Below are 13,523 nucleotides of genomic sequence, written 5' to 3'. Positions count from 1 at the left end.
CACTGGGACCCGATCGGGACAACGAGGGAGGTGTGGTGTGACGCATCGACGAGGCAGGCCGCGCAACGATGAGGCGCGGGCGCAGGTGGTGCGTATTGCAACGGAGCTGTTCATCCGCCAGGGCTACGTGGCGACGACACTCGGTGAGATCGCCCAGGAGGCTGGCGTGGCGGTGCAGACCATCTACTCCGCCCACGGCTCGAAGGTCGGCCTCATCGCGGCCGCACATGATGTCGCGCTCGCGGGCGACGGCGAACCGGTGCCGCTAGTCGACCGTGCCTGGTTCCGTGCACTGTCCCGGTGCGAGTCGGCGACCGAGGCCTGGCGCGCGGCGTTGGACGAGATGCACGTCCGCACGGCCCGGGTGGCCCCCATCTACCGGGCCATGCTCGCGGCGGAGGCCGACCCCGAGGTCATGGAGTTGATGCGGACGATGCGGCGACAGCGAGCCGAGTTCAGCCGGCTGCTGGCCGACCAGATCTGTGGCCGACCGGGCGGCGCGCTCGTCGACCGCGGCCGACTCGCAACAGTGATCTATGCGACCGAGTCGGTGGAGTGCTACCTGCTCTTCGTGCTCGAGTCCGGCTGGACGCTGACCGAGTGGCGCCACTGGGTCTTCTCCTCAGTGGCGCGCGAACTCGAGGGGCAGGGCGGACAGAAGCCGGCGTGATGGTCTCACGGTTCAGTTCCCCCTCGCGCACAGAACGGAACGGCGGAGTCCCCGGGTTCCGCCGTTTGTCGTCGGTGGGCCTGGGTTCATCGCCGCCCGGCGTGCAGGAGGTCGCGCAACTCGGCTCGACTGCCCACCGCCAACTTGCGGAACGCGGACGCCAGCTGGTTCGTCACGGTGTTGACCGAGACGTTGTTGATCTCCGCGATCTCCTTCGTGGTGTACCGGTCGGCGGCGAGTCGTACGACGTCGTGCTCCCTCTCGGTCAGCAGTGTGGAGCGAACCGGAGCCGCGTTCCACAACGCCATGGTCGGCATTCGCACACGCATCTCGTCTGCGGCGAGAAGGTGCCGGCGCGCCCCCGCTTCGGAGATGATCCGACGATCGGTGATGTGTGACAACCAGAGCCGCGTATCAGCGGCGGTCGTGCGGAGACCCAACTCGGTTGCGTCTGAGGCGACGTCCTCGAGCGCGGGGACATCATGGTTGGCGACGGCGTGAGCGTGGCTCGCGAACAGCCTCAGGAGGCCACCACCTGCGAGTTCGGACGCGGACCGGAGCAGAGCAGCGGTCTCGGCAGTTCGCCGGCCCATCCTCGCGACGCAGTGGGCGATCATGCCGGCGAAGTACGTGTGCTGGACCGTCATGAGCCATCGAGCCGTCTCGAGCAGCATGTCAGCGCCCTGGTCGGCGCGGCGCTCAGCGCTCGCCTGCCAGGCGTCGGCCCAGGTTCGCAGCATGACGACCTTGGGGTCCTGTGCGGCAGCCTCAGGGACCGCGTCGAGTGCCATGCGTGCCTCGATGTCTCGCCCGGTCGCGATCGCGGCTGCGGCAGTGAGGGCCTGTGCGGCAGGCATGAGGCCGGTGCTGTCGCGCCACGAGAGGTGAGCGACGGCGGCACGACCAAGGAGGTAGGCCTGCTCGGCATCTGCGGAGAGGAACTCCAGGAACCCCAGCGCGTACTCCCAGACGCCTACGGACTCTGGCTCCTCCACTCCGGCCGCAGTGATCGCCTGGCTCAACCGGCGCCTGGTGGCAAGAACGTCGCCGCTGTAGGACAACACCATGCTTTCGGTGAGTTCGACGAGGGAACCGCCACCGGGAACCAGGGCCAGGAGTTCGGCGGGGACCTCCCGCATTCTGGGCAGCAATGCGGTGGTGTGGTGCAAGGGTCCGGTGATCACACCGGCGACCCCGGCGGTGATCAGGCTGACCACCCCCTCGAGACTGCCGGCTTCCTCTGGCGCCGCGATCGCCTCGTGTGACTGCCCGGCGACGGCTGCCCAGCGCTGGATCGCGGCCTGCAGATGGGCGCTGCTCGTCGGGTCGGTGACAACCTCCAGGGCCTCTCGGACGACCTCTCGTGCTGCCGTCGCATCGTACTGACGCACGCCGAGGTGTTGTGCGCGGGCGAGCGCCACCGACGTCCGTTCGTCATCTGTTCGAGCGAGCGACGTCGCCATCCTGAAGTGCACATCGGCGGTCTCGGTGTGGCCGAGCAGTGAGGCGGCAAGACCAGCGGTACGTCGGGCGTGCAGTGCGTCCGGATCGCGCTCGAGAACAGCGGTGGCAGCACGCAGTGCGAGTTGCGCATCGAAGGATCCGAGCGCGTACTCACCCAGCGCGATCATGGATGAGATCTCGAAGTCGCAACCGTGCTCGAGGGACAGAACGTCTGCCTGGCGCTTCGCGTGCGGGCGTGATGCCGCGGAGGGGCCCCGCAGCACGTCTATTGCACGGTGCGTGATCTCGTGCCGCAGCGCAGACGGGCAGGTCGACAGGAGATGCTGTGCATCGAGCGGGTGCGACAGTCGCAACCAACCGCAGTCGGTGAGTTCGATGACGTCCGCACGACGAGCCAACGCACTGCGGTCGTCGTCACTGATCGCGTCGTACGGGCACTCCCCGGCCATGGCGATGAAGGTCGCGGCCTCCACATTGGTCGCGGACAGTCGTTCGAAACGCTCGGCGGTGAGGCTGGTCAGCCGCGACGTGAGCGCAGGCGACCCGATGAGCTCCCAGCCATGGGGGGTCTGGGTGAGACGACCATCGGCCAGCGATCCGCGGACGATCTCCCGCAGGTGTAGCGGGTTCCCGTCGCCCGCCGCGAGGATCTCCGACAGGGCGCGGGGTGTGAGCGCGCCGCCGACGAGGTCGGAGACGAGAGCCCGGGCCTCGGCCTCGGCCAACGGGGAGCGCACCGTCTCGATGAGGTGCCCGCCGTCATAGAGGTCCTGGATGCACTGCGGTGCGGTGTTCAGGCAACGGGTGGTGAGGACCGCCGGCAGCCGTGTCGTGGAGATCAGTTGAGTCACGACGTAGAGAGACGCATCGTCGAGGTGGTCCACATCGTCGACCAACAAGACGGTCTCCGAGCGGCGGCGCGCAAAGACATCGACAACAGCCGCCGGGGACTCCAGCACCGTCGCGGAGAGTTTTTTCACGCCCGCGAAGACGCCCAGTGGCACCGACGAGCCCGAGACGTGGCCGGCGATGAGGGGCGCACTCTTGCCGGCAGCCAACAGTGCATCCTGCGTCAACTGCAGCGTGTACGACTTGCCGCCACCACCGGGTCCGGTGAGGATCAAGGCCCGACCGGCGGCCACGGCTTCCAGGAGGCGACGTACGCCGTCCTGATGTGGCGCTCCGGTCACGCGCGTCGTGTCCTCTCCGGGCTTCGAGAGGGCGCGGAAACCGCGGACCCTCGGCATAGTCAACTTTTCACTATCGCTTTGGTGCGACGTCGAGCCTAGCGTTGCCCCCCGCTACGCCAATGCCGTTCAGGAAAGTTGAATATGTCGAGACGTCGCTCTGCTCAGTTCCCGCTGCCCGCACTTGTCGCGGGCAGTACGCTGTGGTGCTCCTTACCGTCGGGATGGTCCCCGCGCACGCTGCCGACAAGGCGGTCGCGATGGTCAGTGCGTGGACTGGAGCCGTGAGCATTCTCGCTCTTGGCCTCGGCGCGTGCTTGCTCGCGATCGGGCGTCGTCTGGGTAACCGAGAGGGAGTCGCGCTGTGAGGCTGGGAACCACCATGACCAGGGCGGCCGCCGTGCTAGCGGCCTTCGGACTGCTCGCCGGATGCGCCTCGAGCACTGCACGGGATGACGGTGAGGTGCTGGATCCGGTGGAGACGGAGGCGGCCGGAGAACCGCAGGACGCCGCTCCCGCGTCGTCCACGGAGCAGGCAGAGGAACAGGATGAGGACGCCGCCGCACCGGCGCCGTCCACCGACTATCTGGACGAACTCTATGCCGATGGGCTGCACGAAGGCGTCGCTCCGGCAGCCCCGGGCACCGCCTACATCGAGATCGGAGGGGAGCGCTTCGAGTTCACGACTCTCTCTTGTACCGTCAACGACGAGCCAGGTCGCGGCCAGTTCATCGTCAGTGCGAGTGAGGAGAGCACCGGCAGCGGCCACCGTCTCTACCTCAGTCGTGAGATCGGCGCCGATCTCGGCTTCAACTTCGAGAACGAGCACGTTCAGTTCGCGCACCTGATCGACTCCGGTGACGACGAGGCCATGGCGCAGTACAGCAACTCGATGGCGCAGCACGGGCGTGACGAAGGTGAAGAACCTGACTGGCTGGAGGGCGCCGGCGAGTCCCCACTGGTGCGTGCTGTCGGCGATGAAGCAACGGCGATCGGCACGCTGGCCGGGGTCATGTTCGCCGAAGAACCACTGGAAGGCGACTTCGTCGCCGCCGCGACCTGCCCCTGACAGTTCCTCACACCACTTCACCGACCAGGAGAGACATGAAGAAGAGTACTGCCGCCGCGTTCGCGCTCACCAGCGCGCTGCTGCTCGCGGGATGCGGCTCGGGCGACGACGACGGCGCAGCGAGTGACGACACACAGAGCGGGGCCGGCGACTCCGTGCACGTCTCCGCCGAGGAGGCCGATGCCGACGGCACCGGGGAGGGGGGCGGTGACACCGTCGCCACCCCAGAGGATGACGCCGACGGCACCGAGGAGGGGAATGGTGCGAGTTCGACGACAGCTGCCGAAGGTGTGGTGTCTGTCGACGGCTACGAGGTCACCTTCACACCGGAGACCTGCCTGACCGGGGATCACATCATCGTCAGCGGGCCGGGCACTGACGACACCGGGGCACCGGCCTTCGTGGACTCCGGCGACAACAACCAGTTGAACGTGTACATCGGGACGGACGACCCCTTTGGCGAGGCCGAGCGAGAGTATGAGCACGCTGACGTCCTGGGGGACCTGGCCGGACTCCACGTCGAGGGGTCACGCATCACCGCCAGTCCCGAGATGGTCCGCACCGACGACGGCTCCTATGCCGCCGTCGGCAACGCGGAACTCCAGGTGACCTGCGACTAGCGAAAGGGAGGACGCGGCGACGAGCCTGGTCAGGGGGAAACTCCGTGGACGCCTCAAAGAATGCTCGGGTGGATCGGCGCTCGCACCGGCCTACCCCGCTTAGCGAGGTTCACCGGGGAGGCGCGGGCGAGGGCGTTGATATCGATAATCCCGGTCGGACGCGTGCGCAGGTGGAAGGCGAAGATGGCCGCTCGTGCCTCGCGATCGGGAGGGAGCACGAGCACGGTGCGGTCGAACCTGCCCGGACGGCGTAACGCCGGATCAACCTCCCAGGGTTGGTTCGTGGCAGCAAGGACGAACACGCCGTCATTGTCGGTGCCGACACCGTCCAACTCGCTCAGCAGCTGGTTCACCGCGGTGCGCATCATGGAGGTGGAGGTGTGACTGCGGCGGCCACCGAGTGCGTCCACCTCGTCGAAGAACAGCACGCACGGTGCCTCCCGGCGGGCGAGTTGGAACGCGTCGTGCAGATTGCGTTCGGATTGGCCGAAGTGCGGGTCGAGGACGTCGGTGATGCCGATGGAGAGGAACTTCGCCCCCAATTCACCCGCCAACGCCCGGGCGATGAAGGTCTTTCCGCATCCCGGAGGACCGTAGAGCAACAGCCCGCCACGCAGGGTCTTGGCGAAGCGTTGGCGCAACTCGGGATTGCGCAGCGGCGCGAGGAATGCCGCGTTGAGTCGGTCTTTGGCCGTCTTCATCCCCCCGACCTCGGCCAGCGTGATGGCCGGGGTGTCGATCGAGTACCGGTCGTTCCCGACGTGCTGCCCTTCGGCACTGCTGGTGTGCGGGCCCTCGGAGTCTGAGAAGAGGGGATCGTCGGGGTCGTGGTCGAACTGGGACTGGGCCGCGGCCCAGTCGAAGCCATCCGGTTCCCCGCCTGCCGGTGCCGCGCCGGGGCCCGGCGCTTCCGTGCCCGCCCCGGAGCCCGGCGGACCGGGCTGCAACGCCCGGGCCATGATGGCCCGAGCCTCTTCATTGGAGGGATCGACCCCCAGGGCCGCGGCGGCCTCGGCTACCGCACCGGCGCCGTCGCCGGTCTGTAGCAACTGTTCGGCCAGGTGCACCCGTAGTGTCACGTCCTGCGGCGCTGCCGCGACCGCGCGGCGCAGTGCGGCGATGAGGTCGGGCTCCAGAGCCAGAACTTACCGTGAGGCCTCGCGTAGGTTGGGGGAGTATGAAGTACGCGTTGAGCATCCCCCCGTTCACCGACGTGGCCACTGTGATGGCCCTGGGCCGGGAGGCCGAGGACGCCGGATGGGACGGGGTGTTCCTGTGGGACCACGTGCAGTGGACCCAGGGCATGGAGGTGCACGACCCGTGGGTGCTGCTCGGCGCTCTGGCCCAGGCCACCGAGCGGGTGGTGCTCGGACCGTTGGTCACCCCATTGTCGAGGCGGCGCCCGTGGGTGGTGGCCAAGCAGATCACCACCCTGGACCACCTCAGCAACGGTCGTGCGGTGCTGGGCGTCGGACTGGGGGAGCCGCCGGACCTGGACTTCGCCGATCTGGGTGATGAGGCCGACGGCAAGGTGCGGGCTGCGATGCTCGACGAGGGGCTGGACCTCATCGACCAGTTGTGGCGGGGCCCGACCGACTTCGACGGAGAGCATTACCGGGTCAGGGCGAACTTCCTGCCCAGGCCCATCCAGCAGCGCCCGCCGATCTGGGTTGCAGGTGGGCTGCCGAATGTTCGGCCCCTGCGCCGCGCGCGCCGCTGGGACGGCATCGCGCCGATGGCCGAGTCGTTGCCCACACCCCGGGAGCTGGTCGCCTACCTCGACCAGGTGCCACCTGCGGCGGAGCAGGACGGCGAGTGGGACGTGGTCGCCCCCTGGGCCGAAGGCGTGCCGGCACAGGAGTACGCCGATGCCGGCGTGACCTGGCTGGTGGTATCGGCCTGGCCCACCGCGTTGGGCTGGGTGGATGAGATGCGCCGAACGATCAATACGGCGCTGCCCCGATAGGAACGCAGTTGCCTGGCGGCCGAAGTGGCCGGCCATGAATCATGGCGGCATTTCCGGACCGTTCGGGCCCGGATTCTTCCTATGCCCGGTGGAATCGGACACGACGATCCTCCCGGCGCGAATTCGCGGCGTCGACGTCGCCGCCGCCACGGCGGTGACGTGCAGCTTCGGCACTTGCCCCCGCGGCGTCCGGTACTTCCGGATGAACCGCCTCCTACCCACCGGCATTACCATCTGGCACCCCGCGATCGGGAACTAATCCGGTCCGCGCCGCCGAATAGTGATCAAGTCGTCAGGAAAATCGACACATTTCATGAGAGAATAGAAAGGCTGGCTCGCAGCGGTCGCGTACGTTCCTCCATAGGGGTGTAAGTTCCGCTGTGTCATCACCCACCGATGGTGGGTCTCGAGACGACCGCCGGTGGGCCTCAAGAGCCGACCCAAGCGGTCGAGTGTGGCGCTCGTTCGTCGAAGGGTCACGCATTGAATTTCACCAAGGGTCAGGTCATCGTCCACCCCCACCACGGACCGGCGACCATCACGAAGACCACACCACGCGCACCCTACGGGGCACGCGCATCCGCTACCTGAAGTTGCAGGTGTCCGGAACCGACCTCGTCGTCGAGGTTCCCGAGGAGCGGGCTGAGGAGACCGGCCTTCGTCCGGTGCTCGGCATCGAGGATCTGCGGGAGATCTTCGACGTGCTGGCGGCTCCGAGCGAGGAAGAGCCCTCAAACTGGTCCCGGCGCATCAAGGCCAACACCGACCGGTTCCGTAGCGGTGACATCCGCACGATCGCCGGACTGGTCCGCGACCTCAGTCGTCGCCTCGACGGCAAGGGTCTGTCGTTCGGTGAGAAGAACCTCCTGCGCGACGCCCTGATCCCGCTGGTGGCGGAGATCTCCATCGTGCTGTCGATGGACGAGGCCGAGACCGAGGCCACGATCGATGCGGCCATCCTGCAGGGCACGATCCCGCCGATGCCCGCGCTGGCCGCCGCCAGCTGAGCGGGGGCACCTCACGGGCTGGCCGCGAGACCATCTTTCGTGGGCCCGTGTTCGGCTGCCCGGATGGCAGGGCGGCAGGACCATGGCTGAGATCGCTCCGCCTGCGGCCGTCGGTGGTCTTCAGAACGGGGGCCAGGGGATTGGGGGCATCTCACCCGCGGGAGCGGGGAACCGCGCGTGGCGCAGCAGGTGGTCGCACCGCCCGACCAGTGCCGCGATCTCGGAACCGGAGATCAGTTCGCCGAGGGGGTCGCCCAAGTCGGTGTCCAGAGCGCCCTGGAGGCGCTCCAGGCCCGCCCGCTCCTCGGCGTGCAGATCATGGCCCAGCCACCCCCACAGGACCGTGCGCAACTTGTTGTCACTGTGGAAGGTGAGCCCGTGGTCCACGCCATAGCGGTGCCCATCGGTCATCTCCAGCACGTGCCCGCCCTTGCGGTCGGCGTTGTTCACCACGACGTCGAACACGGCCATCCGCCGCAGCACCGGCGAGTCCTCGTGGATCAGTGAGACCGGACGGTCCTGTGCGTCCAGGCCGTCGAAACGTGACACCAGCCTTCGACGGGAACGTCGTCGGTGGGGACCAGGTCGACAGCCTGCTGGGCCGGATCGGGTTGTTGCCACACCTGAACCATCCCCGGGCCGAAGGGGCCATCGCGCAGCCAGGTCCGTGGAACCAGGTCCCAGCCGAAGGACTCCGAGACGAGATAGGCCGCTACCTCCCGGCGGGCCAGGGTGGAGCCGGGGAAGTCCCAGAGGGGACGTTCGCCGGCCACCGGCTTGTAGACAACCTTCACCGTGCCGATCCGGCCGAGGAAGGTGGCGTTGGAAGCCTGGATGATCCGACCCTCCAGGACGAGTTCGCCGTCTCGAAGGTCGGCGGGAATCACGGGAATCCGTCGGTCAGATCGCAGACATGGCCGTGCGGATCCACCGGCTCGCGGCAGAGCGGACACAGTGGCCGGCCTGCGCCCACCACGGCCCGGGTGCGTTCGGCGAATGCCCGCGCGGCGCCGACCGGGATCCGGACCACGAGGGACTCCTCCGGTTCCGGGGCGAGCGGCTCGAGCGTCTCAGGATCGACCTCGGGGGCCGCGAGGGCCTCGATGACGATCTGGGAGGTCGAGGCGTCCCAGCCCAGCGTCAGCGCACCCACCCGGAACTGCTCCTCCACGGGCTGATCCAGCGGGTCGTCGTCGAGAAGTCGTTCCGGTGGCGACTCCGGAACGCTGAAGGGGTTGTCCGGGTGGGACATCAGTTGATCGAGGAGCTTGTCGATCTGCTCGGCGAGCGCGGCCGACTGCTCCTTCTCCAAGGCGACGCTGACGATCTCGGCCTTGGTGCGGGCCTGCAGGTAGAAGGTACGTGAGCCGGGCTGACCGAGCGTGCCGACGACGAACCGATCGGGCCAGTCGAAACTATGGACGATGCGGGACACCTCTCCATGTTAGGAGTCGCCGGAGGCACGTGCGTGCCCGGGCCCCGCTCCGCCACCGACCTGGGCTTCGCTTGCCTGCTCGCGCAGCCACGATAGGTCTCCCGCGTCGGTGTTCATGGCGACCACCTCGGGGCTGGCGGTCGTGTACCGCACGATCGACACCGATGCCGGATGGACGTGGATGCGTTGGAACAGGTCGAGGTGCAGACCGAGGGCGTCTGCCAGGATCGACTTGATGAGGTCACCATGACTGACCACCGCCCATACCGCCGCGGATCCGTGCGTGGCCTGGAACGCAGCGAGATGACGTCGCACCGCCGCAACCGCCCGTGCCTGCATCGCGGCCAGGGACTCCCCGCCGGGGAACACCGCGGCCGCAGGGTGTCGTTGGACGACCGTCCACAGGTCCTCGTTCGCCAGGTCGGCGATCTTGCGGCCCTGCCAATCGCCGTAGTCACACTCGGTCAGAGCGGTCTCGGTTGGTGCCGTCGGGGAGCCGGTTTGGTGCGCCAGGATCGCGTTCGCGGTCTGTCGGCAGCGCTCCAGCGGGCTTGAGACGACGCCCACCAAGGGCACGGCGCCGAGGCGCCGTCCGGTGCGCTCGGCTGTTCCCGCCCGGTCTCATCGAGTTCGATACCGGGCGTGCGGCCGGCCAACACGCCGTCGGCGTTCGCGGTGCTACGACCGTGCCGGACCAGGATCACCGTGGACATGTGTCCCGATCCTAAGGGCCCGGCTCTCCGAAGGGGGTTGTTCCCGACCCCCGTGTGACACGCTGGGAGGACCCGTTCACCCTACGGACCTGACGGACGACGCCGTCTGCAAGGAGGAAACCATGTCGCGCCCGAACACCCTTGGACCCGACACCAACGCTGTGCACGCCGGCCGGGAGAACCTCGGCCAGGCGCACGTTCCGCCGATCGACCTGTCCAGCACCTACCAGATCACCGATGTGGAATCGGGTGGGGAGTCCTATGAGGTGCTCGCCGGTGGCGGGCGTCCACAGCCGGGCGGCTCGATGGTCTACTCCCGGCTCTGGAATCCCACCGTGGCCCGGTTCGAGGACGCCCTGGCCACGATGGAACGTGCCGAGGAGTCCGTCGCCTACGCCTCCGGCATGGCGGCTTTGTCCGCAGCCCTGTTGGCCGCCGTGCAGGCCGGCACCCCGCACGTGGTCGGGGTACGTCCGCTCTACGGGGGAAGTGACCACGTGCTGGCCACCGGTCTGTTGGGTACGGAGGTGACCTGGGCGCGGGCGGACGGCATTGCGGCTGCGCTGCGGCCCGACACCGGCCTGGTGATCATCGAGACTCCGGCCAACCCCACCCTGGAACTGCTGGACATCGCCGCCGTGGTTGCCCAGGCCGGGCAGGTGCCGGTACTGGTCGACAACACGTTCGCCAGCCCGGTCTTGCAGACTCCGGTCGCGCAGGGGGCGCGACTGGTGCTGCACTCGGCCACCAAGTACCTCGGTGGCCACGGCGACATCGTGGGCGGTGTGATCGCCACCGATGCCCACTGGGCCCGCCGGCTCCGGGCGGTGCGGGCCCTGACCGGTGGCCTGTTGCACCCGCTGGCCGGGTATCAGCTGCACCGCGGTCTGCAGACGCTTCCGGTGCGGGTCCGGGCCCAGCAGGAGGGTGCCCGCCAGGTGGCCAGAGTCGTGGCTGAACATCCCGCCGTCGCCCGGGTGTATTACCCCGGGCTGCCCGGTCAGGATCCGAAGGGACTGGTCGGCACGCAGATGTCGGGGCCCGGGGCGATGCTGGCGGTGCAGGTGCACGGCGGCTTCGAGGCAGCGGTGCGGGTGGCCGGGCGGTGCCGGCTGATCGGGCACGCGGTCTCCCTTGGTGGCGTGGACTCCCTCATCCAGCACCCGGCCGCCCTGACCCACCGCCCGGTGGCACCGGAGGCGCGTCCCCATCCGGACGTGCTGCGGATCTCCGTCGGGTTGGAGGACCCGGTCGATCTCATCGCGGACCTGCAGCAGGCCCTGGGCGACCCGGCGCCGAGGCACCGCCCCTGCGCCCAGGCATCGCCGTCGACCCCGGTGCGGACCACACCCTCGACCCACCACGCCTCGACGTGAGTGCGTCGAGGCGGTGTGGTGCCTGAGACGTGGCTCGCATCCGGCGGCTCGCCGTGGCTTCCGCCGTAATCGGGGCGGCATCGGTCAGGATGGCGCCATGGTCACTGACGTGGATCGCGCGCACCTGCGCCGATGCGTGGAACTGGCACGCGCGGCCTTGGACGGCGGAAACTCGCCCTTCGGCTCGCTGCTGGTGGGATCGCAGGGCACCGTGTTGTTCGAGGACCACAACCGGGACGCAGAGGGTGATCGCACCCGGCACCCGGAGTTCTCGATCGCCCGGTGGGCCGTGGCGCATCTGGGACCCAAGCAGCGATCGGCGGCGACCGTGTACACCTCCGGCGAGCACTGCCCGATGTGTGCGGCCGCGCACGCCTGGGCAGGTCTGGGCCGGATCGTCTACGCCACCTCCTCCGATCAGTTGCGGGGCTGGTGGGGTGAACTCGGGGCGGCGCCCGCGCCGGTGGCACCGTTGCCTATCGCTCAGGTGGCCCCCGGAATACGTACGGAGGGCCCGGTCGAGGAGTTCGCCGAGGAGGTTCGTGATCTGCAGCGCCGCTACCACCAGGACTGAGCGAGCAGGCGGCGCGGCGTGACCACGAACCGTGGCGAGCGGCCGGTGGGCCCGGCCCCGGCTGCGGACCTTGACGAGTCGACCCGGGTCCGGGTCCAGAAGCGCACCCTGACCGTGGTGGTGGTCAGCCAGGTCCTGGGCGGGGCGGGTCTGGCCGCCGGTATCACCGTGGGCGCGCTGCTGGCCCAGGAGATGCTCAGCCGCGACGGGCTGGAAGGGCTCCCCGTGGGTCTGTTCACCCTCGGGTCGGCGCTCGCGGCCTACCTGGTGGGGCGGTTCACCCACCGGTGGGGAAGGCGGGTGGGTCTCGGGATCGGGTTCGGGGCCGGGGGCATCGGTTCGCTCGGTGTGGTCCTGGCGGCGGTCACCGGCAACGTGCCCTTGCTGTTCGTGTCCTTGTTCGTCTACGGCGCCGGCACCGCGACCAACCTGCAGGCCCGGTACGCCGGGACGGACCTGGCCCTCCCGGCGCGGCGGGGCGCGGCGATCAGTATCGCGATGGTGGCCACCACCCTGGGTGCGGTGGCCGGGCCGAACCTGGTGGAACCGTTGGGTGTCCTGGCCACGACCCTGGGGATTCCGCCGCTGGCCGGTCCGTTCCTGCTCGCCGGCGTGGCCTACCTGGCGGCCGGGGCAACCTTGATGATGTTCCTGCGGCCGGACCCGTACCTGCTGGCGCGTCGCCGCGACGCGCGGGCGGCGGAGGGTGCCGGGACGGCGGAAGGTCCCCTGACGACGGAAGCACCCGGACGAGCGCCCGGTCCTGCGGGTCCGGACACGGCCGAACCGGTACCCAGGGCGGGTACGGGTCCGGACACGGCCGAACCGGTACCCAGGGCGGGTGCGGGGGCGTACGTGGGTGCCACCGTGATGGTGCTCAGCCAGATCGCGATGGTGGCGATCATGACGATGACGCCGGTGCACATGCGGGCCCACCACCACGACCTGGCTGCGGTGGGGCTGGTGATCGGCGTCCATGTCGGTGCCATGTACCTGCCGTCCCTGATCACCGGGGTGCTGGTGGACAAGGTCGGTCGCACCCCGATGGCGATCGCTTCGGGAGTCACGCTGCTGTTGGCCGGGCTCACCGCCGCGCTGGCGCCCGGGGACTCCCTGTTCTGGCTCATCCTGGCCCTTGCCCTGCTCGGCCTGGGCTGGAACTTCGGGGTGATCGCCGGAACGGCTCTGGTGGTCGATGCCACCGTTCTACAGAACCGCCCGCGTACCCAGGGCACTATCGACGTCCTGATCGCTCTGGCCGGCGCCGGTGGTGGTGCCATGTCCGGTGTGGTGGTGGCGGCGACAGACTTCGCCACGCTGTCCCTGGCCGGTGGGGTGCTGTCCCTGATGTTGATTCCGGTGCTGGTGTGGGCCCGGCGGCGCGGCCGCCGCACCCCTGACGCGTGAGACGACGACCTCCGGACAGATCCCGTGGTCCGTTG

11 protein-coding genes and 2 pseudogenes are annotated in these 13,523 nt (G+C 68.9%); 8 read left to right on the top strand and 5 right to left on the bottom strand.

Annotated features, from left to right (window positions below):
* Positions 1-37: 37 nt before the first annotated feature.
* Positions 38-670 carry a TetR/AcrR family transcriptional regulator gene (locus ACRRRO_RS07335; RefSeq protein WP_424787236.1) on the top strand — a complete coding sequence of 211 codons (633 nt, stop codon included), beginning with the start codon at positions 38-40 and terminating at the stop codon, positions 668-670.
* A gap of 86 nt (positions 671-756) precedes the next feature.
* Here ACRRRO_RS07335 and ACRRRO_RS07330 read toward each other — a convergent pair whose 3' ends face one another.
* The gene (locus ACRRRO_RS07330; RefSeq protein WP_434081315.1) at positions 757-3,324 is read right to left on the bottom strand and encodes a LuxR C-terminal-related transcriptional regulator; all 2,568 of its coding nucleotides are present in this window, start codon (positions 3,322-3,324) and stop codon (positions 757-759) included.
* A 460-nt stretch (positions 3,325-3,784) separates the two neighbouring features.
* On the opposite strand from ACRRRO_RS07330, the gene ACRRRO_RS07325 reads away from it, so the two are divergent.
* A complete protein-coding gene (locus ACRRRO_RS07325) occupies positions 3,785-4,390 on the top strand; it encodes a hypothetical protein (protein WP_424795606.1) in 606 nt (201 codons plus the stop codon).
* A gap of 35 nt (positions 4,391-4,425) precedes the next feature.
* Positions 4,426-5,010, top strand: coding sequence for a hypothetical protein (locus ACRRRO_RS07320; RefSeq protein WP_424795607.1), 585 nt, complete (start codon positions 4,426-4,428; stop codon positions 5,008-5,010).
* A 53-nt stretch (positions 5,011-5,063) separates the two neighbouring features.
* On the opposite strand, the gene ACRRRO_RS07315 is transcribed toward ACRRRO_RS07320, so the two are convergent.
* Positions 5,064-6,089, bottom strand: coding sequence for an ATP-binding protein (locus tag ACRRRO_RS07315; RefSeq protein ID WP_424795608.1), 1,026 nt, complete (start codon positions 6,087-6,089; stop codon positions 5,064-5,066).
* A 98-nt stretch (positions 6,090-6,187) separates the two neighbouring features.
* Here ACRRRO_RS07315 and ACRRRO_RS07310 point away from each other — a divergent pair, with 98 nt between their 5' ends.
* Positions 6,188-6,976, top strand: coding sequence for an LLM class flavin-dependent oxidoreductase (locus tag ACRRRO_RS07310; protein WP_424795609.1), 789 nt, complete (start codon positions 6,188-6,190; stop codon positions 6,974-6,976).
* A 599-nt stretch (positions 6,977-7,575) separates the two neighbouring features.
* Positions 7,576-7,983 (top strand): CarD family transcriptional regulator, encoded by a 408-nt coding sequence (locus tag ACRRRO_RS07305; protein ID WP_434081314.1) that lies wholly within the window; start codon positions 7,576-7,578, stop codon positions 7,981-7,983.
* Between the two features lie 120 nt (positions 7,984-8,103).
* Here the strand turns inward: ACRRRO_RS07305 and ACRRRO_RS07300 are convergent.
* The 3 genes and pseudogenes from ACRRRO_RS07300 to ACRRRO_RS07290 form a co-directional block, all read right to left on the bottom strand.
* Positions 8,104-8,867: pseudogene (locus ACRRRO_RS07300) on the bottom strand (SCO1664 family protein).
* The gene (locus tag ACRRRO_RS07295; protein WP_424787228.1) at positions 8,867-9,418 is read right to left on the bottom strand and encodes a DUF3090 domain-containing protein; all 552 of its coding nucleotides are present in this window, start codon (positions 9,416-9,418) and stop codon (positions 8,867-8,869) included. Before ACRRRO_RS07295 ends, ACRRRO_RS07300 begins: the two are co-directional and overlap by 1 nt.
* A gap of 9 nt (positions 9,419-9,427) precedes the next feature.
* Positions 9,428-10,131: pseudogene (locus ACRRRO_RS07290) on the bottom strand (MSMEG_4193 family putative phosphomutase).
* Between the two features lie 122 nt (positions 10,132-10,253).
* Between ACRRRO_RS07290 and ACRRRO_RS07285 the strand changes: the two are divergent.
* The 3 genes from ACRRRO_RS07285 (at position 10,254) to ACRRRO_RS07275 (ending at position 13,488) form a co-directional block, all read left to right on the top strand.
* Entirely contained in the window at positions 10,254-11,507 is a 1,254-nt protein-coding gene (locus ACRRRO_RS07285; protein WP_424795611.1) for a trans-sulfuration enzyme family protein, read from the top strand.
* A 97-nt stretch (positions 11,508-11,604) separates the two neighbouring features.
* Positions 11,605-12,081, top strand: a complete 477-nt coding sequence (locus tag ACRRRO_RS07280; protein ID WP_424795612.1) for a nucleoside deaminase — start codon at positions 11,605-11,607, stop codon at positions 12,079-12,081.
* Between the two features lie 18 nt (positions 12,082-12,099).
* Positions 12,100-13,488, top strand: coding sequence for an MFS transporter (locus ACRRRO_RS07275; protein WP_424795613.1), 1,389 nt, complete (start codon positions 12,100-12,102; stop codon positions 13,486-13,488).
* Positions 13,489-13,523: the final 35 nt, after the last annotated feature.

The sequence above is a fragment of the Sanguibacter sp. Z1732 genome (assembly GCF_051020515.1).
In the GTDB taxonomy this organism is placed as follows: domain Bacteria; phylum Actinomycetota; class Actinomycetes; order Actinomycetales; family Beutenbergiaceae; genus CALKWS01.
The sequence above is the reverse complement of the archived record's forward strand: the minus strand, read 5'-3'. Positions and strand labels throughout refer to the sequence as shown.